27 protein-coding genes and 3 pseudogenes are annotated in these 25,896 nt (G+C 70.6%); 16 read left to right on the top strand and 14 right to left on the bottom strand.

The window, feature by feature from the left end; all coding sequences use genetic code 11:
- Positions 1-6: 6 nt before the first annotated feature.
- The 8 genes and pseudogenes from ACF9IK_RS30535 to ACF9IK_RS30500 all read left to right on the top strand — a co-directional run.
- Positions 7-864 carry a DUF317 domain-containing protein gene (locus tag ACF9IK_RS30535; protein ID WP_395297290.1) on the top strand — a complete coding sequence of 286 codons (858 nt, stop codon included), beginning with the start codon at positions 7-9 and terminating at the stop codon, positions 862-864.
- Positions 861-1,310 (top strand): hypothetical protein, encoded by a 450-nt coding sequence (locus ACF9IK_RS30530; RefSeq protein WP_395297289.1) that lies wholly within the window; start codon positions 861-863, stop codon positions 1,308-1,310. The genes ACF9IK_RS30535 and ACF9IK_RS30530 overlap by 4 nt, the downstream gene beginning before the upstream one ends.
- A gap of 40 nt (positions 1,311-1,350) precedes the next feature.
- Positions 1,351-2,574 (top strand): MFS transporter, encoded by a 1,224-nt coding sequence (locus ACF9IK_RS30525; RefSeq protein ID WP_395297288.1) that lies wholly within the window; start codon positions 1,351-1,353, stop codon positions 2,572-2,574.
- Positions 2,571-3,263, top strand: coding sequence for an HAD family hydrolase (locus ACF9IK_RS30520; protein ID WP_395297287.1), 693 nt, complete (start codon positions 2,571-2,573; stop codon positions 3,261-3,263). Before ACF9IK_RS30525 ends, ACF9IK_RS30520 begins: the two co-directional genes overlap by 4 nt.
- Positions 3,260-4,030, top strand: a complete 771-nt coding sequence (locus ACF9IK_RS30515; RefSeq protein WP_395297286.1) for a hypothetical protein — start codon at positions 3,260-3,262, stop codon at positions 4,028-4,030. Before ACF9IK_RS30520 ends, ACF9IK_RS30515 begins: the two co-directional genes overlap by 4 nt.
- Entirely contained in the window at positions 4,027-4,557 is a 531-nt protein-coding gene (locus tag ACF9IK_RS30510) for a hypothetical protein (protein ID WP_395297285.1), read from the top strand. Before ACF9IK_RS30515 ends, ACF9IK_RS30510 begins: the two co-directional genes overlap by 4 nt.
- Positions 4,554-4,973 (top strand): hypothetical protein, encoded by a 420-nt coding sequence (locus ACF9IK_RS30505; protein ID WP_395297284.1) that lies wholly within the window; start codon positions 4,554-4,556, stop codon positions 4,971-4,973. Before ACF9IK_RS30510 ends, ACF9IK_RS30505 begins: the two co-directional genes overlap by 4 nt.
- A gap of 641 nt (positions 4,974-5,614) precedes the next feature.
- Positions 5,615-5,761: pseudogene (locus ACF9IK_RS30500) on the top strand (site-specific integrase); the annotation flags it as partial.
- Positions 5,762-5,772: 11 nt separating this feature from the next.
- Here the strand turns inward: ACF9IK_RS30500 and ACF9IK_RS30495 are convergent.
- A complete protein-coding gene (locus tag ACF9IK_RS30495) occupies positions 5,773-6,675 on the bottom strand; it encodes a hypothetical protein (RefSeq protein WP_395297283.1) in 903 nt (300 codons plus the stop codon).
- Positions 6,676-6,834: 159 nt separating this feature from the next.
- Positions 6,835-7,137 carry a hypothetical protein gene (locus ACF9IK_RS30490; protein ID WP_395297282.1) on the bottom strand — a complete coding sequence of 101 codons (303 nt, stop codon included), beginning with the start codon at positions 7,135-7,137 and terminating at the stop codon, positions 6,835-6,837.
- Between the two features lie 62 nt (positions 7,138-7,199).
- On the opposite strand from ACF9IK_RS30490, the gene ACF9IK_RS30485 reads away from it, so the two are divergent.
- On the top strand, positions 7,200-7,343 hold the full coding sequence (locus ACF9IK_RS30485; protein WP_395297281.1) for a hypothetical protein: 144 nt from the start codon (positions 7,200-7,202) through the stop codon (positions 7,341-7,343).
- Positions 7,344-7,392: 49 nt separating this feature from the next.
- On the opposite strand, the pseudogene ACF9IK_RS30480 reads toward ACF9IK_RS30485, so the two are convergent.
- From ACF9IK_RS30480 to ACF9IK_RS30470, 3 genes and pseudogenes are all read right to left on the bottom strand, one after another.
- Positions 7,393-7,728 (bottom strand): annotated as a pseudogene (locus ACF9IK_RS30480) (Tn3 family transposase); the annotation flags it as partial.
- Positions 7,729-7,744: 16 nt separating this feature from the next.
- Positions 7,745-7,930: pseudogene (locus ACF9IK_RS30475) on the bottom strand (site-specific integrase); the annotation flags it as partial.
- Entirely contained in the window at positions 7,930-8,226 is a 297-nt protein-coding gene (locus ACF9IK_RS30470) for a DUF4158 domain-containing protein (RefSeq protein WP_395297280.1), read from the bottom strand. The gene ACF9IK_RS30470 and the pseudogene ACF9IK_RS30475, both read right to left, overlap by 1 nt.
- A 111-nt stretch (positions 8,227-8,337) precedes the next feature.
- Here ACF9IK_RS30470 and ACF9IK_RS30465 point away from each other — a divergent pair, with 111 nt between their 5' ends.
- The 3 genes from ACF9IK_RS30465 (at position 8,338) to ACF9IK_RS30455 (ending at position 9,787) form a co-directional block, all read left to right on the top strand.
- On the top strand, positions 8,338-8,955 hold the full coding sequence (locus ACF9IK_RS30465) for a DUF317 domain-containing protein (RefSeq protein WP_395297279.1): 618 nt from the start codon (positions 8,338-8,340) through the stop codon (positions 8,953-8,955).
- A gap of 155 nt (positions 8,956-9,110) precedes the next feature.
- Positions 9,111-9,500 (top strand): DUF317 domain-containing protein, encoded by a 390-nt coding sequence (locus tag ACF9IK_RS30460; protein ID WP_395297278.1) that lies wholly within the window; start codon positions 9,111-9,113, stop codon positions 9,498-9,500.
- Positions 9,501-9,652: 152 nt separating this feature from the next.
- Complete coding sequence (locus ACF9IK_RS30455) at positions 9,653-9,787, top strand: hypothetical protein (RefSeq protein WP_395297277.1); 135 nt, start codon at positions 9,653-9,655, stop codon at positions 9,785-9,787.
- 295 nt (positions 9,788-10,082) lie between these two features.
- Here the strand turns inward: ACF9IK_RS30455 and ACF9IK_RS30450 are convergent, their stop codons facing one another.
- Together ACF9IK_RS30450 and ACF9IK_RS30445 are read right to left on the bottom strand one after the other, a co-directional pair.
- Complete coding sequence (locus ACF9IK_RS30450; protein ID WP_395297276.1) at positions 10,083-10,592, bottom strand: SMI1/KNR4 family protein; 510 nt, start codon at positions 10,590-10,592, stop codon at positions 10,083-10,085.
- Positions 10,593-10,608: 16 nt separating this feature from the next.
- Positions 10,609-11,121 carry a DUF2199 domain-containing protein gene (locus ACF9IK_RS30445; protein ID WP_395297275.1) on the bottom strand — a complete coding sequence of 171 codons (513 nt, stop codon included), beginning with the start codon at positions 11,119-11,121 and terminating at the stop codon, positions 10,609-10,611.
- A gap of 243 nt (positions 11,122-11,364) precedes the next feature.
- Between ACF9IK_RS30445 and ACF9IK_RS30440 the strand changes: the two genes are divergently transcribed.
- Positions 11,365-12,237: a hypothetical protein gene (locus ACF9IK_RS30440; RefSeq protein ID WP_395297274.1), complete on the top strand. Its 873-nt coding sequence runs from the start codon at positions 11,365-11,367 to the stop codon at positions 12,235-12,237.
- 278 nt (positions 12,238-12,515) lie between these two features.
- Here the strand turns inward: ACF9IK_RS30440 and ACF9IK_RS30435 are convergent, their stop codons facing one another.
- Complete coding sequence (locus ACF9IK_RS30435; RefSeq protein WP_395297273.1) at positions 12,516-12,869, bottom strand: hypothetical protein; 354 nt, start codon at positions 12,867-12,869, stop codon at positions 12,516-12,518.
- Between the two features lie 369 nt (positions 12,870-13,238).
- Between ACF9IK_RS30435 and ACF9IK_RS30430 the strand changes: the two genes are divergently transcribed.
- Together ACF9IK_RS30430 and ACF9IK_RS30425 are read left to right on the top strand one after the other, a co-directional pair.
- Positions 13,239-14,069 carry an HNH endonuclease gene (locus ACF9IK_RS30430; protein WP_395297272.1) on the top strand — a complete coding sequence of 277 codons (831 nt, stop codon included), beginning with the start codon at positions 13,239-13,241 and terminating at the stop codon, positions 14,067-14,069.
- 442 nt (positions 14,070-14,511) lie between these two features.
- Entirely contained in the window at positions 14,512-14,655 is a 144-nt protein-coding gene (locus tag ACF9IK_RS30425) for a hypothetical protein (RefSeq protein ID WP_395297271.1), read from the top strand.
- A 114-nt stretch (positions 14,656-14,769) separates the two neighbouring features.
- Here ACF9IK_RS30425 and ACF9IK_RS30420 read toward each other — a convergent pair whose 3' ends face one another.
- Positions 14,770-15,339, bottom strand: a complete 570-nt coding sequence (locus ACF9IK_RS30420) for a hypothetical protein (RefSeq protein WP_395297270.1) — start codon at positions 15,337-15,339, stop codon at positions 14,770-14,772.
- 378 nt (positions 15,340-15,717) lie between these two features.
- Between ACF9IK_RS30420 and ACF9IK_RS30415 the strand changes: the two genes are divergently transcribed.
- Positions 15,718-16,107, top strand: a complete 390-nt coding sequence (locus tag ACF9IK_RS30415) for a hypothetical protein (RefSeq protein WP_395297269.1) — start codon at positions 15,718-15,720, stop codon at positions 16,105-16,107.
- On the opposite strand, the gene ACF9IK_RS30410 is transcribed toward ACF9IK_RS30415, so the two are convergent.
- From ACF9IK_RS30410 to ACF9IK_RS30390, 5 genes are all read right to left on the bottom strand, one after another.
- Positions 16,044-16,814 carry a hypothetical protein gene (locus ACF9IK_RS30410; RefSeq protein WP_395297268.1) on the bottom strand — a complete coding sequence of 257 codons (771 nt, stop codon included), beginning with the start codon at positions 16,812-16,814 and terminating at the stop codon, positions 16,044-16,046. The genes ACF9IK_RS30415 and ACF9IK_RS30410 overlap by 64 nt on opposite strands.
- Positions 16,815-17,201: 387 nt before the next feature.
- The gene (locus ACF9IK_RS30405; protein ID WP_395297261.1) at positions 17,202-18,359 is read right to left on the bottom strand and encodes an IS701 family transposase; all 1,158 of its coding nucleotides are present in this window, start codon (positions 18,357-18,359) and stop codon (positions 17,202-17,204) included.
- 115 nt (positions 18,360-18,474) lie between these two features.
- Positions 18,475-24,033 (bottom strand): tetratricopeptide repeat protein, encoded by a 5,559-nt coding sequence (locus ACF9IK_RS30400; RefSeq protein ID WP_395297267.1) that lies wholly within the window; start codon positions 24,031-24,033, stop codon positions 18,475-18,477.
- The gene (locus ACF9IK_RS30395) at positions 24,030-24,215 is read right to left on the bottom strand and encodes a hypothetical protein (RefSeq protein ID WP_395297266.1); all 186 of its coding nucleotides are present in this window, start codon (positions 24,213-24,215) and stop codon (positions 24,030-24,032) included. The genes ACF9IK_RS30400 and ACF9IK_RS30395 overlap by 4 nt, the downstream gene beginning before the upstream one ends.
- A gap of 508 nt (positions 24,216-24,723) precedes the next feature.
- Entirely contained in the window at positions 24,724-25,881 is a 1,158-nt protein-coding gene (locus tag ACF9IK_RS30390; protein ID WP_395297261.1) for an IS701 family transposase, read from the bottom strand.
- Positions 25,882-25,896 lie beyond the last annotated feature (15 nt).

Raw genomic sequence — 25,896 nt, 5'->3', positions numbered from 1 at the left:
AAACCCATGGACTCCACTACCTCGTCTGCCGCTTCCAACTACACCCGCAGGCCGCGCCGACCCGCTGGCAGCGAGCCCCGGAAGCGGGTCGCCCCGCCCCTGCCGAAGGCCACCTGGAACCGTGGCAACGCCGTCGGCGTCCGGCCCGCCTACCTCGCTCTGGGGACCTACACCTCGCTCGCTCGCGCTCGCCGCGTGCTGCAGGAGGCCTCCTGGACCCGCACCGGCCGGGACCAGGCTCAGGCCTTCACCCGCGGCGACATCGAGGTCCTCCTCCACGACGACACCGACCAGCCGTACCAGCGCGAGGCGCTCACGGCCCACGGCCCGGGCTGGCGAGCGGTCTTCAGCGCCCAGAGCCCCGACGAGGTCCTCGCCTCGGCCGCCGAGGCCCTGGCCGAGGTGGCCATGGTCGCCGAGGACGGCGCGCCCGATCGCGCCGATCTCGACCAGGCCCTCTTCTGCCTGGCCGAGGCCGGCTGGGAGGGGGCGGACACCCGAGGCGGGAGCATCGCTCGGATCACCTCCCCCGACCGTCTCGCCGAGATCCTGTGCCACCCGGGTAAGCGCGCCTGGCTGATCACCGCGGGCGTGGACGGCGAGGGTTGGGAAGCCGAGCTGGTCGGCGACTGCCCCGACCTGCTCGTCGAGGCCGTCGTCGGCTGTCTGGCCACCGAGTCCCCGGCCCGCCGCCGCACCGCCGACCTGCCGACAGCGCTGCGCCGCTACCTGGACATCGGGCCGGACCCCTACCGCGCCGACGTCGCCCGCCGCACTTCCCCGGCCGCCCGCGCCGCCGGTCCGGCCGCCCTCGTCATCACGCCCGCCCTGGGCGCATCCGCATCCGTCCGGAGGAGCCGTTGACCGTCACCGTCCACCACGAGGCGACCGTGCTGCTGACCGCCGACCTCCAGGAGGAGTCGGAGCAGATCCAGGCACTCGCCCGCAGCCTCGACCTGCCGCACCGCGCTCCCGACCCGGCGCGGCTGCTGAGCCGCAATCTGCTGCACACGCTGGTCCACCTCGCCACCGTCAGCGCCTCGGCCGCGGCCGTTGTCGACGCCGCCGACCCGCCCACCGTCGCCCACCTTCGCGCCTTGGCCCGGATCGAGTCGGCGCTGCAGTCGATGGTGTCGGCCAGCGGCTCGATGGCCACCGTCCTCGACCTGTTGTCCACCCCCGACAGCGGCATCACCGACACCTCCGGGCTCGTACAGGCAGGCCGCCTGCGCGCCTCCGCCCTGCTCGCCAGCGCCAGCGCCCACCTGGGCGCGGCCGCTGCCGCGCTGCGCGCCGCCCCGGCCGGCTGACCCGCCACCCGCACAACCGCCAGGAGACTCCAACCCCCGTATGCACCCTGCCTCCGCCCGCCCGCGCCGCCCGACGATGAGCGACGTCCTCGCCCGCCCGCACGTGCCCGCGCTGCTTACCGGCACCCTCATCGGCCGCCTGCCCACCGCCATGGCGCCACTCGCGCTGCTGCTCGCTGTGCGTTCGGCCGGCGGACCGGTCCTGCTCGGGGCCGTCCTCGCCGGCGTCTTCGGGCTGGCCAGTGCGATCAGCCAGCCGCTGCTCGGCCGTCTCGTCGACCGCACCCTGTTGGCACCGGTCGCCGCCATCGCGGCGTCCGTGGCGTTCGCGGCGTTCACCGTGCTCGCCGTGCTCGACCTGGCCGCGAAACCGATCGCGGCCGGGGCGCTCGCAGCGCTCGCCGGGGCCGCAACCCCTCCGCTCGAGGCGGGCCTTCGCGCGCTGTGGCCGCGTCTGGTCCCCGATCCGGCCGAACAGCGTGTGGCGTACGCCCTCGACAGCGTCAGCCAGGAGCTCGTCTTCGTCACCGGGCCGCTGGCGGCCACCGCCCTGTGCCAACTCGTCTCCCCCTCCGCGGCGTTGTGGGCGTGCGGCGTCATCGGAGGGTTCGGCACAGCCGTCGTCGTAACCCGCTCGCCGGCCCGCTGGGCACCCGTCGCCCGCGACGAGGTCCACTGGAGCGGACCGCTGCGCTCGCGCGGCCTGCTGCTCCTGCTGGCCGCGATGTTCTGCCTCGGCGTCAACCTCGGTGCGTTCAACGTCCTGGCGCTCTCGCTCGCCGATCGGAACGGGACGGGATGGCTGACCGGACTGCTCCCGGCGGCGCTGGCGACGGGCAGCCTGATCGGCGGGTTCGTCTACGCCCGCTCCCCATGGCCGCTCCCCTTGCGGCGGCAGCTGCTCGCCGCGGCAGGCGGGTACGCCGTCTGCTTCGCGCCGCTGCTCTTCGTCGCCGTGCCGCAGGCCGCGGTGGCCTTCAGCATCGGCCCCGGCCTGTACCTGGCTCCGCTGCTGACCTGCACCTTCCTGCTGTGCGACCGCCTGGCCCCCGAGGGCACCGCAACGGAGGCCGCCGCCTGGTTGATCGCGGTCATCGGCGTCGGCCAGGCCCTGGGCACCGCCGTCGCCGGCCGCCTGGCCGGTCACGGCACCACGGCCGTCGCCACCGTGGCGGTGCTGGCCGCCGTCCTGGCCGCCGCCATCCCCCTTGCCCGCACCGACCTGCTCACCACCCCCAACGCCCCTCTGGAGAAGAGCGCTTGACCCGCCGCACCACCACCGCCGTCCGGATCGTCTGGGACTGGAACGGCACCGTGCGCGACGACTTGGCCGATCACGTCGCCGCCCTCAACGCCACCCTGCCCGCCCTGGGCGGCGAACCGGTCAGCGAGGAGACCTACCGCTCCCAGCACCGGGTGCCGATCCGCTCCTTCTACGACCACCTGCTCGGGCGGAGCATCTCCGACGAGGAGTGGCAGTCCAACGACTCCGCGTTCCTGGCCGTGCTCGACAAGCGGCCGGTGCGGCTGCGCTCGGGCGCCCGCCAGCTGATGATGGGCCTGCGCGCCAGGGGCATCCGCCAGTCCCTGCTCTCCCTGGCCCCGCACGAGCGGCTGCGGCGCGAGGTGCAGCAGGTCGGCATCGCCGGGCTGATGGAGCGCATCGACGGCCGCATCGGACCGTCGGTCGCCAGCAAGGCACCGGCGCTCGCCGCCCACCTGCGGGCTCTCGGCCCCGGCGTCGACCCCGCCCGGGTCGTGGTGATCGGCGACAGCGTGGACGACGCGCTGGCCGCCCGAGCGGTCGGCGCCGTCCCCGTTCTGCACACCGGCGGACTGCACAGCACCGAGCGCCTGGCCACGGCCGGGGCCCCGCTGGTCGACAGCCTCCACGAGGCCGTCGAGGTCGGCCTCGCCACGATCAAGGCGAGCAGCCGCACGGCGGACGCGTGACCCCTCCCGCCGACAAGCCGTCAGCCCGCCCTGCCGCCCCCTCGCCCCGGGTCGGCACCGCGATGGTCCTGCAGGCGCTCGGTGTCGAGCGCCTCAGCGCCGTGGCGGGCTGGACGGACGGCGACGACACCCCGCTCGGCCGGCTCAACAGCGAGATCCGCACCGCCGTCCGGCGCCTGGACCACGTCCAGGAGCGCCTGGTGGCCCTCGCCGGCTCCATTCGCGACGACATGCAACTGGTCATCGACGGCCACGACGGCGCACTGCTGCAAGCCAACGGACTGCTCGCCTCCACCGCCCAGTCCCTGGACGCCCTCGCCCTGCGTCGCGCCGAGCTGTACGAGCGCCTGGACGCACTCACCGGACTGCACAAGGTCCTCGCCACCTCGCCCGTCCCGACGCCCAAGGCACCCATCAAGACGGCGGTCACGCTCAACAAGGCTCAGCGGCAAGCCCTCGACGCCGTCGCCCGCGGCCTGGTCACCGTCTCCGAGAGCAGCATCCGCCGAGGTCGGCGGATCTCCGCACCTGGGCTCCAACTCCACCCGGCCACGGTGAACTCGCTGATCGACCGGCGTCTCGTCGTCCAGGACGCCAGCACCAGCCTCTACCACGGGCGGCAGCTCCTCCTCACCCCCCTCGGCGCCCGCTTGCACGCTGCCCTGGCCGGCACGACGGCCACCGACCGGATGGCGGCACAGGCCGAGCAGGGCCAGCCGATCGTGGTCAGCGCCCACCCCGCACCGTCCACGACGAGGACCCGATGAGCACACGACCCCAAACCGGCCCCGGCCCAGCAGCCACTGTCGGCGGACGGCCCGCTTTCGCGGGCCGCCTGTTCGTCCTGGAGCGGCTCGGTATCGACACCTGGGACCTCCACCGCCTCCACCCTGTCCCCGGGGAACTGCGCACGCTCGGCCTGCACCTCGACAACATGGCCCGCGAACTCGACAACCTGGACCATGAACTGCGCCGGACCGCCGCCGGCGCCATCGAGCGCCTCACGAAGGTCCGTGCCGGAGAGCACCTGGACGTCCAGCCCCACGGCGTGCTTCGCGTCCTCGGCTCCGATCTCGAAACCCTCGGAGCCCGCTACCACCTCGCCGCCGAGCACTTGGGCCAAGCCGTGGTCCAGTACCGCGAGGCGGCCGAGCGCGCCGCCGCCCCGCCTAAGCCGCCCCGGGCCGTTGCCGCCCACTCCCGCGCCTCCACCACCACGCCGGTACCCGCCCTTGGAGGCACTGCCACGACGCCAGTGCCCGCCACGGGAGCGGCCCGGGAGCCGCGGCGGTGACCGCTCGACGCGGGCAGCCGGACGAACCCGACTTCGGCCTGGCCGGACTGGAGCCCGCTACCGCCGACGACGCGATCGGTGCCCGGCTCCTGCACCACTTCGGCCTCGACTTCGACGAGCAGCACAGTGCCGGCCTCGGGACGAGCACCTACCTCGGCGGCGACACCGACCAGTACCTCGCCGCGCGCATCACCCGCGACCAGCGCGCCGGCACCTACACCGTACGGCTGCACAGAGCAGCCACCGCCACCGAGGGCCGTACATGGCTGGCCTCCCAGACGGCCCGGCCACACCCAGGAACAACGGCCAGACGCGCCGCAGCCCTGGCCCGCGGCATCAACACCGCCCCGACCGCAACCACGCCCTCCGCAAACCCCGCCCCCGACCAACCCCGCAGCACGGCCCGGCGGCGCTGACACGACCGACGGAGACCCCACCATCCCCAATCAACCCGCAAGCAACGTCGCCGACTTTGGCATCGCCGCGCTCGAGGCGCGCGGCGCGTTCAGTGAGCACAACGCCGACCACCTCGGCGCCATCACGACGTACAGGTTGCCTACGCCCTCAGCCGAGCCAACGAACTGCCCACCGGGGCAGGCCCGCTGGACGACCGGATCCCCGCCTACATGGCCCACCTCGTCCAGCTCGAACCGATCACCCAGGCCGACACTCTCGCCATCGCCGTCCACGACTACACGTACTGCCATCCGGACCCCGGACTCGACCGGCCTGCTCCGGCCCGCACACTGGCCGCGCGCGCCACACCGGCCGCCCGGCCACCGCCCCACCTCCCGCAGATCCCGGCGCGATGGGGCACGGCCTGCCCGCGACGGGCAGGAAGGCAGTTCGATGACCGCCGACCGCCCCCGTTCCCGTCTGGTCGCCATCGCACAGCCCTACCTCGCTGGCGGGCCGCCGGACTACCAGGCCGTGCTCCACACGCTGCGCCGTAACTACGGCTGGCACGTCACCACCCACGCCCACGGCGTGCAGGCCGTCAGCCCCTGCAGCGGTGCGAAAGTCCACGAGGCTCGCTGGTCCACCACCCACCCGGCACCTCGGCGAGCGGGGCGCGTCCGAGCTGATGCTGATGGCCAAGTCCCGGCACAAGATGGCGGAGAACGTCCGCCAGTACTTCAAGCCCTCGGCGGAGGCCATGGCCGAGGTCACCAGTCTTCTGGCACCCGGCGACAGCCGGCGCTGAGCAACGGAGGTCTAGCGAGAGCGCCGACGTGCTTCCCACGCAAGGTGAGCCGCATGCCTATCTTGATAGGCACGTTCCGCTACGTCTTGCGGTGCGGGAATCACCCGTACCAGCGGATCCTCTTCGGCAGCGCGGCTCGCGATCTCATCAGCTTGGTACCGCGCTCCGCCCTTCATCGTGCTCTCGGCGACCTCGAACTCATGCCAGATTCCCGGCGGATTGTCGTCTTCGTCGTTTTCGAACTCTGTGCCGAGCCACTTGCAGCCTTCGAAGCTCCCGATGTATCGGCCGATGTCGAAGCCAAGGTGGTAGTACGTCCCGACCTTCAGCTGGCTCTCGTCCGTGATGGGGGTTCCCACGCGGCCCCAGAGTTGGAACCTCGCGCGCTGGTCGCCTCCGGCAGCGGCCTCTTCGAGCTGCTCTACGCTGGGTCGGGTGGCGTCGCTACGACGCTTGGCCTCGGCTCGGCCCTCCGGGGTCGTATGCGGGAAGGAGATCGGCAGACCTAGTTCGGCCTCGATGCGCGCCAGGTTCTCCTTAGCCAGGATCGTGATTGAGAGGTCATCAGCGTTTACTCCGGCATCGAACGACCAGGTGAAACGCGGGCCATGGGGGCCTTTGGTGATGCGGTAGGTGACGCCGCGACCGTCGCTCAGGAGCGGGACATGACGGCTGAAGCCTAGAAGCCGAGACGGCACTCCTGAGGAAGGCGTCTGAGGCGGTCCGCCCTCGCGCCAGGCCGCAGTCTGCTTGAGGGCAATGGCGGGGAGAGCGAAGAAGGCGATCAGGGCTGAGATGACACCCCAGCCCGATGTCTCCGGCATGAAGGGTATCGGCGCAAAGAACAGCAGCGCCCACGCAGCCCATGCACCCACGAGAACGAGAAGAGACCGTGCGGCCTTTCCTACTGACATGGCTGTTGACGCTCTCCCTCTGAGCTGGGACTCATTTCCACTAACGCTCACCAAGCACACTGCACCGATCGAGCTCTGCGGAAGCACCATTGAGTAACGAAGGTGGAGTTGATCGCCGGGTGGGCCGAAGCCAACCCGGCGGTCTTCACCGAGCTACGGCTAGTGTTGAGCCTTCTTGCGGTGGTTTCGGATGCTGGCCGGGGTGCCGAGGTAGTTGCAGTCCGCCCCGGGGCACGCCTCCCAGTGGCCGCTCTCGACCGCGGCCTCGCGGATGCCGTTGTGGGGGCCGAAGCCGTGCTGCGCGATGAGTCGAGCGACGGAGTTCTCGTACCGGGCCGCCAGGAGGGCGGCTTCTGCGATCTTGTCGTGGCCCTGGGAGAAGAAGGAGCCGAGGCCGACCTCGGTTCCGCATCCGCACCAGCAGGTACCCGTCGGCATCAGCCGATCTTCACTCTTAGTCATGCCCCCAAGGTACTCCTTCTAGAAAGTTGGTCAAGAAGATTGCCCTAGAAGGCTATCCAAGGATGGTTCACCCGGTCGGGCAGGCCGTCCTGATCGGCCAGGAGGTCGCCGAAGACGTGACCTTCCGCAAGGCCTTCTTCCGCGGCATCGTCACGGCCAGCGGCACGTTCGCGACCCTCGCTGCCGTGCTGCCGTTCCTCCTCTAAGCCTTCCTGGTGCGGGTGCCTGGGCACCCGCACCACCAGCCCCCCACCCTTCATCGGCGGCGTCGGGGTCGCGCAGCGGCCGGAGGCCGCCAGGCAGCTCGGGCAGGTGGAAGCTGTACCGGCCGGGCATGTTGACGTGGTGTCGGACGAACGGGGAGAGGCAGGCGACGTCCCCATCCCGGACGTCGAGGCCGCCGGTGCGCAGCTGGTCGAGGGCGGCGTCCATGTACCTGGTGGTGAACAGCACGAGGGCGTTGAGGACCAGGCCGAGGGCGCCGATCTGGTCCTCCATGTCGTCCTGGTAATTCTGGTACAGCTGGCCGGCGCGGCCGTGGAAGATCTTGCGGGCGAGCGCGTGGCGGCCCTCCTGCAGGTTCGCCTGGGTCCCCGGCGATGTCCTCCAGCGTCACCGACCGCCAGTCCAGTCCCCTCCCGGCGAGGTAGGCGAACCAGTCCTTCAGATCACGGGCGTACGCCTTGACCGTGTTCAGCGACTTCTCGACAGCGGCCAGATAGCGCTCGATCGGCACGACCGGTACGTGGTCGTCGCCCAACACCGGCCACGACTCGGTCTCCGAGTCCGGCATCAGCACGCGCTGCACCCGCATGGAACCTCCCGCTCATCCGTGGTGGATGACGGAAGGTAATCCCATCCAGAACAGGACGAAGGCGCCTCCACCCGTACGTGTTGGACGTGGTGGACAGAGACTCGCAGACTGCAGATAACAAACCCCAGCCGGTTGGGCGCCCGACGCTTCGCCTGCACCTTCTCCCGGTCCACGTCGTCCAGGAAGAAGAACCGCTCCAGCTCCACCCGCGCCGGCACCCCGTAGAACGACCCGTACCGCGCCGCCTGCTCATCCGTCAGAAACGCGACTGCCACCACGGCCCTCCGAAGATCGACAACATCGACCCGCGAAGGTTCAGCCGCACGATCAACCCTGATCAACGGCCTCCCGAGACCGGGGCGGGCTTAGCGCACGATCTGGCCCGGATGTTCCTCAGCCCCCGCTTCCTCCCCGAGATCGACGGCCCGCTGTGGAAGGCCGTGGCCACCGCCGACCCGTTCCACGGCGAGCCGACCTGGCTGGTCACCATGGACCACAACACCCCGGCCGAGATCGTCGGCGACTTCGCCGTCGAGCTCCTCGCCGCGCACGCCGAAGGCCCGCGGCACTACCTCACCGACACCTACCCGATCAGCCTCGACGAGACCCTCGTCGCGGCCGGCTGGCCCACCGTCGAGGACGAGCGGCTCCCCCACGCGTTGTGGCAGTCGCCAGACGGCTACGCCGAGGTCCACCACCTCCCGGGCTGCCTGGACCCGGCCGCCGAACTGGCGGGCTCCAAGGCCCGATGGGTCATCGACCCGCCTGGTGTCCGCGCTCTACGGCGCCGTCGTCAACCCACCCCGATCCGCCGCTACGGCAACGATCTGCGCGACCTGCCCGCACAGGCCACTGTCGCCCCGATCGCCCCGGTCCGCGGCAGCAGCCGCGCCCTGGCCGCCCACGCCGGATCCGCCCTCATCCGCTCCCTCCGGCCTGTAGCACCCACAGCCGCAGCGCGCCCGGCCACATCCGGCGCCGAACGCGCCACCACCTCCAGGTAACCGTCCAGCCACCCGCCAACTGCGCAACCGCACAACACCGTTACGTCCTCGGAACCGCGCCCCGGCTCGGCACTGATGACGTTCGTCGCGCCTGCTTCTTTGTTCGCCTCGGGCAGACATAATGCGCTACGCAAACCGCAGATAGCCAAGCAAACATGGACGTCTTCCCCACCTCGCCCACCAGGAAGGCGCCCGCCATGACCGTGGCCATCACCGCGCCCACCGTCCCCGGCCTCAAGCCGGGCGGCCCCATCGAGCACGGAACGTGGCTCATCGGCCCGGGAAGCCCCTACGCGATCAGCACCTTCTTGGCCGCGCACAGCTGGAGCTGGGTGTGCGATCCGCGCGGCAGCATCCACGCCGCTTCTCCCGACACCCACGTCTACCTCGGCTATGCGCCCGAGGACCCGCACGCCGACACCTGGACCATCGCGGTCACCGGCACGGCCCGCGAGCCCGGTTGGAAGGCGACCTTCGACCGCGACGCACCGGTCGAGCTGGTCCTCGACCTGCTCGCCGCGATGCACACCCGCACGACCCGCTGACACACCGCCGAAGGGCCGCCCGCTATCACCACCGACACCAGCACCTGGGATTCCGGCATCGCCAAGGCCTTCGCCTCGGCGCAGTACCTCGCCATCGCCGGAACCGTCTCACGGCCGCTGCCGCTGCTGTCAGCGCCAGCCTCCACGAGAACATGCTCGCCCTCGCGCTTGCCCTGACATGCAGCCAGCAGATCGGACTCCAGATGAAGCTCCAGCGCCTCCAGCGCTCCACGACGGCCGCCCTCACCATCGGCCGCATCCCCCGGCAGCGCGACAGCTCCAGCTGAACCACCTCCGGTTGGGCCGTCCCGGCCCGGTTCGCCTGAGCCTGCGCCGCCTACAGCTCGCCGCGGTCGGCACCGTCAACGGCGTCGACCGCTACGCCGCTCGCTGAGCAATCCGGCCACCTGGGAGCTGCCAGCGAGGGCCCGGAGTCGGATCAGATTCCCAAGCCAGCCGCGCGCATGGCCGCCCGCCCCGGCCGGCGTACGGGGTGTTCACGAGTACGGCTGACCAGGGCTGCTCAGCACCTGTTGAAGATCGCTTCCCGGAGAGCGCGTGAATTCCCGAATGGGTGTCGGCCTACAGGTAGCCGGGGTCCCCTGTGCTCACGAAGCTGGTGACCAACCTTCGCATGAGGTCGAGGAACTCGGACAGGCTGTGGGCGACCTTGTCGAGCTCACATGTGTCGAGGGACGCCGTTGTAGATCGGTGGATCGCGCCCTGCTGGTCGATGACGTACTGAATGCCTCCGCCGTCGGAGGCGAACACCAGGCCGCGCTCGCTCTCGGCAATGACGACGGGACCTTCTTCCACGAATCGCTGCAGCACATCATGCGCAGAGTGGACGAAGTAGCCGTTGCCAACGTCGCCAAGCACCACCTCACCGATCGACTCGTAGAAGGCCGCCAAGCCGTAGGTGGCCAGGGCCTCACCGTCGCGCCCGCTGCTGGGCTTGTCCACATCGGTGGCGATGCGAACCTCGTTGACACCAGGCGGATAACCATGGGTGGCTTCGAACGTTGAGGTCATCGATGTCACCGCGGCCGTGACATCGGCCCGCCACTGCGAGAGCCAGGTGCGGTGGTCCATGCCGCGAGTCACGGCTTCAGGCCTTCGGGTGAAGGACAGCCTCGGCGATCTGCTGCACGCGGTCCATGGTGATGCCCGTGCGTTGTTCGACCGCGAGCGGGTGATTGGTCGGCTCCAGTTCGATGAAGGGTCGCTCGCCCACGGGGCGTGTGTGAAGCATGGTCTTCAGGTTGATCGTCGACGGCGAGTACAGGGGCAGGTCCGTCGACAGCCAGCCGAAGTACGCAGGCTCCGACTCGCGGCCAGGGGTTTCCCACAGCTCACTCGCGCGCTCGAAGTTCTTCTCGCTGAGCGAGACCCACACGCCCCAGGAGAAGACGTCGTCGCGGCCGATGACGGGCAGCTCGATCAGGCCTCGTACGAAGAAGGCCTCGTCCTGGATCACGCACTGGTCAGACGAGAGGACACAGCCTGCTACCTGCTCCATTCCCGGCTGCCAGTAGGCAGGCGCCGGGCTGGAGAAGTTCATGGGAATCTCTTCGTGCCGTTCGCCGCAGCAGGTGCACGTGAATCCAAGATCGGCCGACATGAGGCAGAGACTACAGACCCGTTCCCCCGAGGCTGGTCGGCGCTGCTCGCAAATGGGCTGGGGCTGCCCTTCAACAGGTGGTGTAGGACGCGCGCAGCGGAGAGGCCGCGGATGGACAAGGTGCGAGAACGAGGAGGGGCCCGGGAGCGCCAGTCCATGTGCGACTCGCGCCAGAGCACCGACTGCACGGCGCCGACAACAAGTCAGTCGTGCTCTCATCCGCTGTCGCTCTACAGTCCCCTCATGGCGAGTGCATGGAGACGACTGACCGACCGTCTGGCTGGACGAACCGAGCCGGAGCCCCTGTGGACGGAGGGCGTGCCGGATCATCTCGACGTGCCCGTCCGCGACTGGCTTTTCGAGGTCCTGCAGCACTTCGGTCTCGCCAAGGCGGTGGCGGTCCGCATGAAGCTGCCAGCCGGAGTTCTGAGGAGCGAGAACCCGGACTGGGCCATCGCCACGTTCAACGAGCGGGCCAACCCAATGCTGCGGCTGGAGATTGTTGACGCGACGCTCAGCTGCATGGCGCAGGCGCTCGAAAGCGCTCCCCCGCATCACCGTCGGACCGCCTACGACTTCGCCAGCGAGCTGAGCGGCATTCTACGCGAGGGTGATTCCGCGTTCGCCGTCTCCCCGGGCGGGCATGGACTGGATCGTCGTGTCGACCCGGCTGTCAGTGCGACGCTCGACGCCGCGATCGCGAGCGCTGAGCGGCCCGATCGGGGCTCCGCCTCCAAGCACCTTCAGGCCGCGCGGGAAGCCGCGTACGCCCTCAAGCCGGACCCGGTCCGGGCCTACAGCGAGGCGATCAAGGCGGTGGAGGCCGCCGCCCACGCGACCCTGCAACCGAAGCACGCCACCGCGACCCTGGGCACGATGCTCGGTGAGCTTCGCCAGGTACGGAACAAGCTCGGCGTGCCGATCGCCGGGAAGGGCGGCACCGAGGGAGTCGACGCTGTGGAGAGCCTCATGAGTCTGCTCTGGGCCGGGCAGACCAGTCGGCACGGCAACCTGAACGTCACCCGGGAGGAGACGGTGGACGAGGCGGTGATGGCGGTGCATCTGGCCGCGCTCCTCGTCCAGCTGTTCGCCTCCGGCGCCGTGAAGCGGGGTTGACAGGCCAGGCCGGTTCTGCCTCCAGCGACTGGGCCGTCGACCGGCCGTCGCGTTGGTCGAGCAGGATGGCCCCGGTCGGGCGCCGGTGGAAAGCCTGCGGACAAGTGTCTCGGCGAGGAGTAGCCGCCCGGGGTGCTCCCGGCCGGAGCAACACCGGCCGGGAGCACCGCTCTTTGAGCAGCATCCTGACGATCCGGTTCGTTCTGCTGGAGCAGAAACCCCGGGGCCTTCACCAGCCGCCAACGGATCAGTGAAGGCTGGCCACACGCTGTGCTCGTTCAATCGTTGGCCAGCTCCAGCAGCAACTGCCTAAGTTGAGCTGCCCGATCGGCGTCGTTCAACATCTCCAGCGCCTCGCTCCGCTGACTGGCCTTGTTCTCCCCGCCCGGGCCATCGGCGGCCGCGTTGAGCAGTGCAAGCCCGGCCGTGTGCCCGCTGTCCGCGTAGTCCGACAGCGCAGCCAGGACCAGCGGTAGGTTGTCCCGCACCACCAACCCGATGTTTCGGGTTGTCGTACGTTCGTCCAGTGAGGTCTGGACCCCTTCGAGGAACCTGAGCGTGGCCTTCTGCAGCAGGGTTTCACTCCGGACGCTCTGCTGCTGCGCCTGCTCGTAGGCGGTGATGTCGGTCATGGACGGACTCTAGCCCCGCCGACTGCCCCCAGAACGAGGAATCCCGGGAAGTCCGGCACTGGCTGCACGAGCAGGAGCGGCACGGATTGTGGCTGTGCAGTCACGTTTTGGTGACTGCACAGCCACCGAACTCGGGAGTCAGGTCAGCCTAGGAGGGACCTTTCGCCTGCGGGCTCGCGCCGGTCCTAGGGTCTGCTCTTTGGTTCGGGGGGTCTGACCTTGCTTGCCCACCGCGCGGGAAGCTAGACCGACGGTTTCCCAGGTGCCAGCCCGCAAGCACCCCGCCGGGACCGGCCACGGTGTCTCGATGCCGGGGCTTAGGATCGGCGGCGGCGCGCGGAGTTCGCGGGCCAGGGGGAGGCGTTCAGCATGGTTCGTGACGAGCAGTACGGCGAGCTCGGGAAGAGGTTCGAGGAGCACCTCTTGGCCGGCATACCCGCCCTGCAGAGGGCAGGGTACAACCCGACCGACTTCCTCCGGATGATCAAGACACAGGGAGCGGTGCGCACCGCGAAAACTCTCCTGGCCTCCGCGAGGCACACGTCCTACGGCTTTGCCACGCTGTGGGAGAAGAACAGGCTCGACGCCAGCGTCGAGTTTGCGGTGTGCCTGCCTTGGTTCAGGGAGTTGTTCACCGGCGAGGAGCTCGACCGGGCCGAGTTCCGCCTGACGGAGCACCACTTCGACCTGAAGCGGATCAGCACCGTTGCAGCACCGGACTGGTACGCCGCTCCGGTGCCGGAGCAATGGGACCGAGCCCGCACCGGCGCTCGGACAGCGGAGCACCCCGGCGAGCAGCCACAACCGGCTCCAGGGCCGACATACCGGCAGCGCGTCGAGGCGGAAGAGGCCGCGCAGCGCCACCGCGCCGCCACCAACCCGGCGCTAAGGACCGAGGCTGCGCGCTCGAACGTGTTCCGGGCGCTCGTCCTGGAACGCGCCGGCGGCCGCTGCGAGAATCCCAGATGCGGCCACCCCGGCTTCCATGCGATCGGTCGCAACGAGCGGCCCATCGTCGAGGTCGACCACGTCCACGGTCTGAAGGACGGTGGGCCGGACCATCCGGTCAACATGGTGGTGCTCTGTCCCAATTGCCATGCGGTGAAGACCCGGGGACGCGACAGCGAGGTCGCTGACCTGCGGCTCCTGCTGGCAGGGATAGCCCGGGGAAAGCACGAGGCCGCCATGGGCGTCGCCTGACCAGTCGAGTTACTCATCCGGATCGAGCGCGACACTGCCGCGGGGCGTCCGGCCGTCAACGTGGTGCACGCCTACTCCCTCGCGCCACCGTGGCCGCCCACCGTCCGGATCGGCGTCACTCGAACGTGATCGCACAGCGGACGACGGCTGACGAACCGCAGTACACGAGCAACACAGCCAGCACCTGACCGGCTGTCCGACCCAGAGCGCTCGCGCTCAGGACTACAGGTCTGGGTCGGCGCGGGTCCTCGGGGACGACGGTCCATCAGGTGCTCTACTCGACATCGGGCTCGGGGCGCAGTGTCCCGCGGCACCGGCAGACAGCGGACCTCCGCAGTGAGGACGTTGCGGCCTAACCCTCCCAAGCGGCTCGGAGTCGGCCAAGGCCTTCAGCAGGTCGCTCAGTGGCGCCACGCTTACCACCAGGCAGGAGTAGGCGACCTTGGCCGCCGCCGCCGCAGGCGTACTCGCCCGCCTCGACGGCGCCACCTATCTCGCCGCCATCACCCGCGCCGCAACCACCTTCGCCGCCGTCCTCACTCTCGCCACCGTCATCTCCGGAGCGCTCACCCAGCTCCTTTCCTGAGCCACAGTCGGGCGTGCCGCGGGAATGGCGGGTGTTCTGCGCACGGGGCGGTTGTACCAGCCGCCCCTGCGCAGAGCGCTGGCCACGGCCGCGAGCGGCTGAAGCGCGCCAGGGCTAGCTGTCGCCGGTGACCTCCTGGTACAGGCGTTCGCTGGAGATGCGCAGATTCGAAGCGATCTTGCGAAGCACGTGCGGGGCGTACGCGGCGATGTCGAGGAAGGTGGCGCTGCTGTCTAGAGACGGGCCTTCGACCGCGCTCCCGTGGTAGTGGTTGAGGTAGCCGATGACTTCCTCCCTCTCGTCCTTCTCGAAGGCCCGGAACGGGTCGGCCCAGGCGTAGTCGTGCACGTTCGTCAGGTGTACGAGCCTGTTGCCGAAGTGGTAGACATTGCGCACCCACGGGTTGCCGGTCTCGGCGATGCGGACCATGTCCGCATCGGGGATGCGGGACCGGTGGTCCTTAAAGCCTTTGCCGGCAGCGCAGGACGCCAGGATTCGCTCCCGGGTGTCCGGGTTGCGAAGGAGGTAGTTCACCCGGATCAGGGAGTCGAGCTCCATTCGCAGCACGCTGCCGGCGATCGCCCACCAGCCCTCGGAGACTGCCACGTCCATCGCTTTGCGGTGCTCCTCCGAGCGTGCCTCGACCGCCCTGCAGAATGCGCTTACGTCCTCGGTTCCTGTCACGGGGTGAAGGTACCGCGCCACGCGGCCTTACCCGGCTGAACTCGGACCAATGATCGGGTGATCGGAAAGAGAGAGCCTGGCTAGAGGTCAGGGGACGGCGTACCAGCGCCTGCGGAGTCAGTTCCTTTTCGACGCGCAGCAGGTAGCCTGCGGGCAAGGACGCGACGAGGCTGTCGCGCTGGTGAGCGGCCGTCTGGCGGGCGGCAACGGTGGTGAAGGCAAGGGCGTGGGCGAAGGCCGCGGCGGTTCAGCATGTCGTCGGTCGTCGCATAGAGTGCTGTCGCGAGGGTGTCCACGTCGTTCGCCATAAGACGATCTTGGACACCCTCGTTCTCGTCTTCGCAGGCACCCCTTGGACCACACCACCAGGAGGAACCAGTGTCATACCCGCAACCGCTCACCCCCGAGGAGAAACTCGCCGACGCGAAGAAGCAGCTGGGCCTCCCGCGTATCGTCGCGATCTGCGGCTCCACCCGTTTCATGACCGAGATGACCGAGGCCGATCTGCGGGAGACCAAAGCCGGAAAGATTGTCGTCAAGCCGGGTTTCAACATGAAGTCGCCGCACGAACTTTGGTCCGATCCTGTCGAGGCCGAGGCGCTGAAGGTTCGACTCGACGATCTGCACCGAGCGAAGATCCGGCTCTCTGATGAGGTGCTCGTAGTCGGCGACTACATCGGAGAAAGCACCCGAGCCGAAATCGCCTACGCCCGGTCGCTGGGCAAGCCCGTGCGGTTCACGCACCCCGAAGTCGACCCCGACGCCTGACCGCCCACCCCCACACCCTCCGCAGGTACCCCTTGGAATTGATCATCTAGTGCGGGCTGCGGCAGCTGCTCGGCCTTCTTGGTCAGGGCGTCGAGGTTCTCGCCGAAGGTGATGGTGCCCAGGTCAAGGACGTAGGTGCCGTCGCGGAAGTGCTCGAAACCGAGCCGCTGCCAGGCCGCCCCGATGGCGTTGATGGCCTGCGACCGCTGCTGGCCCTTGGCGCCGTCAAGGGGTGCGGGGAAACAGACGGCGGTGCGGCAGCCGACTCCCAGCCGCTTGATGGCCCGCCCGGCCAGGATGACCCCGAGGCCGAAGCCTCGCCATTCCGGCTCGAGGACTGCGGTGTTGAGGATGAGCGTGGCCGAGCCGGCTCCGGGCTCGGCGAAGTTGTCGATCTCGTCACGATAGTCGTTGGTGGCTGGGTCGATGATGGCGCTGGCGACAACGCCGAGATCGCCGTCGAAGCCGTCGAGCAGGTCGAAGACGTCGTGCATCTCGTATGGGTCGATCCTCACGAAGTGGAAGCTACCGACGTGGGACACCCGTTCCTCCGCTTCGAGGTCCCAGACGTCGGCCGAAACGCTCCACGAGTCCAGCTCCGAGTTCTGGTCGTACCACCAGCTCTCGTCGCTCGTGTAGGTCAGCCGGATGTCCTCCACCGCCCTGGGCAGTGTGCGGCGGTGGGCCTTGCCGTCATGGCTACTCACAGATGCCTCCGTTCGCGGCCTGCGGACCGCCGGGGTCGAGGGCGGCCCCGTAGACCGTCGGCGGACACGCCAACTGGGTGTAAGGCCGGCGACCAGGATGGCACGCCAGCGGGGCGCTGTTCATCGCTTCCCCGATGGCGCCAAGTGTCGGAGCGGCGCAAGTCGGGTTGTTGCATCGGATGGAATTCGACCTATTACTGCAACGGTGCTTACGGTGATGAGGCTTCAGGTCTTGGGCTGTGCCTCGTCGTTTGTAGTGGCTGGTGCGGGCCTGCTGTTGGCGTCTGCGGCGCCATCGGGACCAGTGCAGGACGTGATCGATGCTGCGGCGGGCAGGTCGGGTGAGCTGGGTGACCAGCCGGCGGATCTCGGGGACGGTGAGTGGTATCAGGTCTGGCGTTCGAGGGGATCCGGCCGCTTTTCGAGCTGCTGGGCCCGCAGGACGGTGAGGTAGGCGTGGGCGGCCATGGCGAGGGTGATGTGCCGGTACCAGCCCTGGTGGCGGCGGACCTGGTAGTCGTCCAGGCCGCATTGGCCTTTCGCGCTCTGGAAGCACTCCTCGATGGCCCAGCGGGCGCCCGCGACGGAGATCAACTCGTTCAGGGTGGCCTCGGCGGGCGCGTAGGCGATGTAGTAGGCAAGCTTTGTGGGATCGCCGATGCTGCGGCGGGCCAGCACCCAGTGCTTGCGGTCGGGGCGGTGCCAGGGGCGGACCTCCACGCGGGCCCAGTCGTAGATCCAGGGGCCGTGTGCCCCGTCGCCGCAGGAGCGACGCTTCCACTTCTGCCGGGGCAGGTCTGCGATCAGGTCGTGGAGCCGGTGGTCCATGGCCCGCCGGGTGACGACGGTGTCATGGCTGGTGGTGGCCACGACATGGAAGACGTCGGCCTGCTCCAACTCGTAGCGCCAGCCCTTGCTGTAGCCGTAGCCGGCATCCGCGGTCACCCAGCGGAACGGAATCCCGTCGTCGATCGCGCGGCGGACCATCGCTCTCGCGAGCTGGACCTTGGTGGCGAACTCGACCTCGTCGCCGATACCTGCGGCCCGGCAGCGCTCGCGGTCGTCGGTCCAGGACTTCGGCAGGTAGAGCGCCCGGTCGATCAGGGTCCGGCCCAGCTTGCCGGAGTAGGCGAGGAAGACGCCGACCTGGCAGTTCTCGGTGCGGCCGGCGGTGCCGGAGTATTGCCTTTGGACGCCGGCCGACCGCACGCCCTTCTTCAGGAACCCGGTGTCGTCCACGATCAGCACGCCGCCGGGATCCCCCAGGTGCTCGACCACGTACTCACGCACATCGTCGAGCACCCCGTCGGCGTCCCAGTCGATGCGGTTCAGCAACCGCTGGATCCGGTCCGGACCGCCGTGACCGGCCTCCTCGGCCACCGTCCACCCGTTCTTGCGCTCCAACGGCGCCAGCAGACCCCGCATGTACGCCAGTGCCGACTCACGCGATTCGCTCCGCGCGAACCGGCGGGCAAACCGCTCATGCAACCCGGCAAGCCCGTCCGACCAGCGGCGAGCATCGACCTCGGATATGTCCCCACCCATGAACGGTCCAACGAGCGAACCCGACAACCGTCACGATAAGCACCGTTGCAGTACTAGCCGCGGCGGCGCTGAGCTGGGCGGTTCGCCGGGCGCGATTCGGCGGGGCATCGGTCGTTCAGCGCGAGCGCCGGAGCCGGGCCGCCTCCCTGGCGGCGGCCGCCGCCTCCGTGGGCCGCCCTGCCTCCGTCAGGAGCGTGCCGAGCCGGTCCAGCGCGCGTGCGAGTGGTGGCGCGTGCTCGGCGGGTTCGTCTGCCGCCAGCAGGCGGTAGGCGTCGACCGCCTCCCCGGCGGCGGCCAAGGCTTCTTCTCGCCGTCCCGCCTTCGACAGGTGGAGGGTGAGATCGTGCAAGAGGTGGGCGAGCCGGGGCCGGTGGGTGCCGGGGTCGTCCTCGGCCAGTTCGCGCCCGATCCCCACCGCCTCCCCAGCGACGGCCAGGGCGTCCTCGAACCGTCCCGCCCCGGACAGGTCGACGGCAAAGTCCGACAGCGCCTCGGCAAGACGGGGCGCGAAGGCGGCCAGGTTGTGTGCGGCCAGCAGGCGGTAGGCGTAGACCACCTCTTCGGCGGCGGCCAGGGCCTCTTCCCGCAGGCCGGCCCCGGACAGGTGGCGGGAGAGAGCGAGCAGCGTGTCGGCGAGGCGGGGTCCGTGGGCGAACAGCTGGTTCGCCGTCAGCCGCCGGTGGATGCCGACCGCCTCCTCGAAGGCGGCCAGGGACTCCGTGCGCCGTTCCGCCTTCGACAGGTGCGGGACGAGGTTGTAGAGGAGGAGGGCGAGCCGGGGCCGGTGGGTGCCGGGGTCGTCCTCGGCCAGTTCGCGCCCGATCCCCACCGCCTCCCCAGCGACGGCCAGGCCCTCCTCGAACCGTTCCGCGTCCAACAGGTCGATGGCCAGGTCGATCAGCGAGTCGCTGAGAGCGGGCGCGTAGGCGGCGGGGTCGGCCGCTGTCAGCCGGCGCTGGATCTCCACCGCCTCCCGGACGGCGGTCATCGACTCCTGCCGCAGTTCCGCCTCCGCGCGGAGGTCGCTGAGTTCGTGCAGCGCGATGGAGAGGCGGAACTGCCGAGCGGGGTCGTCCGCGGCCAGTTCGCGCCTGATCCGCACCGCCTCCTCGGCCGGGGCCAAGGCCTCCTCCCGCAGGCCGACCTTGGACAGGTGGTGGGCGAGATCGAGCAGTGAGGCGGCTAGGCCGGGTCGGTGGGTGGGGTCGTCCTTGGCCAGCCGGCGCCGGACCTCCACCGCCTCCCGGGCGGCGGCCAGGCACTCCTCCCGCCGCCCGGCCCGCCGCAGGTAGCGGGCCAGGTTGGCCAGTGAAGCGGCCAGGCCGGGCCCGTACACGGCCGGGTCGGCCCCGGCCAGCGGGCGCCGGATCCGCACCGACTCCTCGGCCGGGACCAGGGCCTCCTCCCGCAGCCCCGCCTCCCACATCAGGGCGCCGAAGTCGAACAGCGAGGCAGCCAGGTCGTCCCCGAACGCGGCCGGTTCGGCCATGGCCAGTAGGCGCCGGACCATCACCGCTTGCTCGGTGGCCATCAGCGCCTCCTGGTACCACCCCAGCTGCCCCAACCGGATCCCGAGGTCGGACAGCTCGGCGGCGAGCTCCGGCTCGGCGGCGGGCGGCTCGGCCCTGTTCAGCAGGCGGTAGACCTGGTGCGCCACGTCGATGACGGCGCCGGCGTCCACCTGCGGCTCGTCGAGGACCTCCTCGAAGACGAAGTTCAGCTTCTCCCCGTTCGGGAGGTCGACGGCGAACCTCTCCGTGTTCTCGCTGGTGCTGGCATCCTCCCCGATGCTGATCTCCAGGATCCCGTCCGGGAGTTCGACGGTGAACGTCTGCGCCTGTGGTTCGGTGATGGGGCTGGTGTCCTCCTGTCGGGTGTCGGGGTTTCCCGGGGCGGCGAGGTCCGTCCGCGGCCCGTCGGGGAGGTGGGTGGCGGGTGCTGGCGGCTTGTCGGAGAGGTGGGTGGCGGGCGTCCGGGGCTCCGGTCCGGTGGTGGCGACTCCCGGGGCAACGACGTCCAACTGTGTCCCGTCCGGGAGTTCGACGGCGAATGTCCGCGACTCCCGGGGTGTGCTCCGCCGCGGCTCCTCGCGGTGGGGCCGGAGCACCGTACGGGCCTGCCGCCCGATGCTCGACAGGAGGGCGCCGAGGCCCGACGGCGGGCTGGCGGGGCGGGGTACGCCGGCCTTGCGCAGCCGGCGCCGGAGCTCCGCGGCCTCCTGTGCGGCGGCCTGGGATTCCGCCCGCCGCCCCGCGTCGGACAGGAAGCCGGCGAAGCCGGACAGCGCGTTGGCGAGCTTGGGCCCGAAGGTCGCGGGGTCGTGCCGGGCCGGTCCGCGGTAGTGGCGGACCGCTTCGGCGGCGGCGGCCAGGCCCGGCCCGCGCCGTCCCGTCTTGGTGAGGCAAGAGGCGAAGTCGAACAGCGCGTCGGCGAGGTCGGGCTCGAACGACCCGGAGACCTCCATGACCAGGCGGTGCCGGATGTCGACCGCCTGGGCGAGGAGAGGGAGGGCGTGCTCCGCCCCTCCGGCCTTGATCAGCCCGGTGCCGAGGCGGGACAGCGCGCGGGCGAGGCCGGGTTCGTGGACGTCGGGGTCGGCCGCGGCCAGGCGGCGGTAGAGGCCGAGCGCCTCCTCCAGGGTGCTCAGGGCCTCCAGCAGCAGCTTCGTCCGCAACAGGCCGGCACCGACGTCGGACAGCGCGCGGGCGAACTTGGCGGCGAAGAGGGCGGGCTTCCGCTCGGCCAGCCAGCGGTAGAGGTGGGCCGTTTCCTCGGTGGCGGCCAGGCCCTCCTTCCACCGCCCGGTCGTCGTCAACCAGTTGCCGAGGTTGGTCAGGGAGTGGGCGAGGTCGGCGGCGAAGGCCTCCGGGTTCTCGGCGGCCAGGCGGCGCCGGATCTCCACCGCCTCCTGGATGGCCTTGAGGGCCTCCGCCGGGCGTCCCGCCTGCCACAGCTGGGCGCCGAAGTTGCCCAGGGAACGGGAGAGGTCGGATTCATGGGCCCTGGCGTTGCGGGCGGCCAGCCGCCGCCGGATCCCCAGCGCCTCTTCCTCGGAGGCCAGGCCCTCTGCCGGGCGCCCCAGCGCGGACAGGTAGCTGCCGAGGTTGGACAGCGAGGCGGCGAGGTCGGCTTCGTGGGCCTCGGGGTTCTTGGCGGCCAGGCGGCGCCGGATCCCCACCGCCTCCAGTTCGGCGGCCAGGGCCTCCTCTTCGCGCCCCGCCCCCGCCAGCCAGATGCCGAAATTGGTCAGGGAGTGGGCGAGGTCGGCGGTGAAGGCCTTCGGGTTCTTGGCGGCCAGGCGGCGCCGGATCTCCACTGCCCGCTCGATGGCCGCGAAGGCCTCCGCAGGGCGTCCCTCCTCCATGAGCGAGACGCTCAGATTGGTCAGGGTGAGGGCGTGGTCGGCTTCGTGGGCTTCGGGGTTCCCGGCCGCCAGGCCGCGCCGGATCTCGGCCGCCTCCTGTTCGGCGGCGAGGGCCTCCGCATGGCGCCCGACATCCTGCAGGTGGAGGGCGAGGTTGGTCAGTTCCCCGGCGAGGTCGGGTGCGTGGGCCGCGGGGTTGTCGGCGGCCAGGCGGCGGTAGACGGCGATCGTCGACTCGGTGGTGGCCAGCGCTTCCTCCCGTCGCCCCGCCTGCGACAGGTGGTGGCCGAGGCTGCTCAGCGCCTGGACGAAGACGAGCGGGTGGGCCGCCGGGTCGGACTGGGCCCGTCGGCCCAGGATGTCGACGGCCTCCTGGGCGGCGGCCAGGCCTTCGTCCCGCCGCCCCGAATTCGCCAGCAGGGCGCCGAGGTGGGACAGCGCGAGAGCGAGGTTCGGTTCGCGGGTGGCCGGCCTGCCCGCCGCAAGCCGGCGCTGGAGGCCCACCGCCTCCTGGGCGGCCGCCAGGGCCTCGTCCTGCAGCCCCACCGCCGACAGGTCGCCGCTGAGGTTGACCAGCGAGGTGGCGAGGTCGGCGTGGTAGCCGGGGCCAGCCCGGACCAGGTCGCGCCAGATCAGCACGGCCTGCTGGCCGTTGGCGACGGCCTCGTTGCGCAGGCCGGCCCAGGACTGGCGGAGCGCCAGGCTCCGGTGGATCCGGGCGCGGGAGGCGGGGTCGGTGATGGTGGTGGCCAGGCGGTGGGCGGCCAGGCGGGCGGCGACGGCTGCGATGCCGGCGTCGAGATCGGTGTGGCGCTCGGCGGGGAAGCGGGCCTCGACGGCTTCCAGGACGGCGGTGTCGAGGCTCTCCAGGGCGGCCAGCCGGATCAGGGCGGCGCTGCCGGCGCTCAGGGCGAGATCGGGCCGGTCGCGGAGGATCGGATCGAGGTGGCGGGTGGTCAGGTGGGGCCAGCGGTGGGCGGTCTCGATCAGGACGGTGAGGGCCTGGCGTGTATAGGCGGGCGGTGCGCCGCTCTCGTCCCCGGACGCGAGCAGGGCGGCGGGGGCGGTATCGCTCCAGGGATCGGTGGCGTGGTAGCCGAACTCCTCCTCGTGGCCGGGGAGGGTGAGGGCGAGGTAGTCCTCGCCGAGGCGGTCGGGGGCGAGCGGGTCCAGCAGCAGGCCGGGTTCGGCGGGCGGGTAGCAGCGGGCGTGGTCGGCGGCCAGCGCCGTTCCGGCGGTGGTGGTGCTGGCGGCACCGGTGCGGGTCAGGGCGGTGGCGGCCTCGGCGGGAGCCAGGGCGCCGGCGAGGGTGGCCACGTACACGGCGCGGCCCAGGGTGCGCGGGTCGCTGCGCAGCGGGCCGCGGCCGTGGTGGTGGAAGGAGCGCCAGTGGTCTTGTTCGCGGTCCAGGAGGTAGGAGGAGAGGGCGGCTTGTCCGTTGCCGGTGGGGGGTGTGTGACCGCGGGCGGCGGCGTCGACGTCGACCAGGGCGCGCATGTGGAGGGTGAGGGTGAGGGCGAAGGCGGGGTCGTCCAGGTCGCGGGGCGGGGAGATGTGGTGCGCGTTCGGGTGGCTGAAGGCCCGGGCGAAGCTGTCGCGGGCGGCGGTGTACATGGCGGTGCGGGTGCCGGGGTCGTCGGGCAGGCCCGCCAGGCGGACCGCTTCGCTGTCGTGGACGTCGAGTTTGGCGAGCTGGTGGGCGAGGTTCTGCCACCAGGGGCCGGCCTGGCGGGCCAGCAGCAGGACGCGCAGGCGGTCGCGGGCGGCGTCGCGGTGCTGGCGCAGCAGGGTGACCAGGTCTTCCAGGGGCCAACGTTCGGCGTAGTCGACGATCATGACCAGGCCGGGGGCGCGGACGGTCAGACTCTGGTCGCCGCCGCCGGCCGAGGCTGTCTCATTGCGGTGGCGGGCCACTGCGACCGTCCAGTCGGCCCGGGCGGAGCGGGCGGCGAACTCGGCGGCCAGCCGGGTCTTGCCCGAGCCGCCCTCGGCGTACAGCAGTCGCACCGACATCCCCAGTACGGGGCCGTCCCGCCATGCCTCCAGCGGCCCGGTCTCTGGCAGGGGCACGAACGGCACCACCCCGTGACGGGCCGTCAGCAGCCGGCTGGGCGTCCGCTCTAACCCGGCCGGCAGCCCACCCGCCTCGCCCGGCACGAAGGGCTCCACCCGGTAGGGCGGGGTGCCGCGGTAGATGTAGTTGTACTGGTCCCCGCCCTGCACGGCGTATACCAGGCCACCGTCGACGGCCGTGATGTTCTGCGTGTACACCACGCCCTCGCCCTCGCCCGGGCCCGTCGGCGTTCTCACCCTCGGTCCACCCACTCCGCGAACCCATCGGAATCGGGGTCGGGGGAATCCATGAAGTGGTCGTGCTGGGTGCCGTCCTGCACCACGAAGGCGCTGCCGCCGCCGTCGGCGGTGACGTCCTGCACCCACTCCCGCTGCACCGCTGCCGGCTCCCCAGCCGCCTCGGACTCATGTCGCGCCATGAGAGCCTCCCCGGTTCTCTCTAAGCTTCCGGACCAGCATGGGCTCACCAGCGAAGGCAGCCCGGCCGATCCCAGGCCCTGTGACAGATTCGTTGCAGTGCCCGGGACGGGCCCGTCGGGCGAGGGAGCCTGGGGCGGGCTGCTGCCGGGTGACGCAGTGGATGTCGCCGTCCGCGCCGCAGTAGTCGATGTTGAGCTGTCCGAACCACGGAGCAGAGGAAGAACCGCGCCGGGGTAGCCTTCGCAGCAACGGCGATGGTGTCGCCGAACTGGGCGGAGATCACCGCGCCATTGCAGACGCAGTAATTGGCCTATTACTGCAACGGTGCTTACCGTGATGAGGCTTCAGGTCTTGGGCTGTGGCCTCGTCGTTTGTAGTGGCTGGTGCGGGCCTGCTGTTGGCGTCTGCGGCGCCATCGGGACCAGTGCAGGACGTGATCGATGCTGCGGCGGGCAGGTCGGGTGAGCTGGGTGACCAGCCGGCGGATCTCGGGGACGGTGAGTGGTATCAGGTCTGGCGTTCGAGGGGATCCGGCCGCTTTTCGAGCTGCTGGGCCCGCAGGACGGTGAGGTAGGCGTGGGCGGCCATGGCGAGGGTGATGTGCCGGTACCAGCCCTGGTGGCGGCGGACCTGGTAGTCGTCCAGGCCGCATTGGCCTTTCGCGCTCTGGAAGCACTCCTCGATGGCCCAGCGGGCGCCCGCGACGGAGATCAACTCGTTCAGGGTGGCCTCGGCGGGCGCGTAGGCGATGTAGTAGGCAAGCTTTGTGGGATCGCCGATGCTGCGGCGGGCCAGCACCCAGTGCTTGCGGTCGGGGCGGTGCCAGGGGCGGACCTCCACGCGGGCCCAGTCGTAGATCCAGGGGCCGTGTGCCCCGTCGCCGCAGGAGCGACGCTTCCACTTCTGCCGGGGCAGGTCTGCGATCAGGTCGTGGAGCCGGTGGTCCATGGCCCGCCGGGTGACGACGGTGTCATGGCTGGTGGTGGCCACGACATGGAAGACGTCGGCCTGCTCCAACTCGTAGCGCCAGCCCTTGCTGTAGCCGTAGCCGGCATCCGCGGTCACCCAGCGGAACGGAATCCCGTCGTCGATCGCGCGGCGGACCATCGCTCTCGCGAGCTGGACCTTGGTGGCGAACTCGACCTCGTCGCCGATACCTGCGGCCCGGCAGCGCTCGCGGTCGTCGGTCCAGGACTTCGGCAGGTAGAGCGCCCGGTCGATCAGGGTCCGGCCCAGCTTGCCGGAGTAGGCGAGGAAGACGCCGACCTGGCAGTTCTCGGTGCGGCCGGCGGTGCCGGAGTATTGCCTTTGGACGCCGGCCGACCGCACGCCCTTCTTCAGGAACCCGGTGTCGTCCACGATCAGCACGCCGCCGGGATCCCCCAGGTGCTCGACCACGTACTCACGCACATCGTCGAGCACCCCGTCGGCGTCCCAGTCGATGCGGTTCAGCAACCGCTGGATCCGGTCCGGACCGCCGTGACCGGCCTCCTCGGCCACCGTCCACCCGTTCTTGCGCTCCAACGGCGCCAGCAGACCCCGCATGTACGCCAGTGCCGACTCACGCGATTCGCTCCGCGCGAACCGGCGGGCAAACCGCTCATGCAACCCGGCAAGCCCGTCCGACCAGCGGCGAGCATCGACCTCGGATATGTCCCCACCCATGAACGGTCCAACGAG

This window comes from Kitasatospora hibisci (assembly GCF_043950205.1).
GTDB classification, from domain to species: Bacteria; Actinomycetota; Actinomycetes; order Streptomycetales; family Streptomycetaceae; genus Kitasatospora; species Kitasatospora hibisci.
Note: the sequence above shows the minus strand (reverse complement) of the source record. Positions and strands in the feature narration are given on the sequence as shown.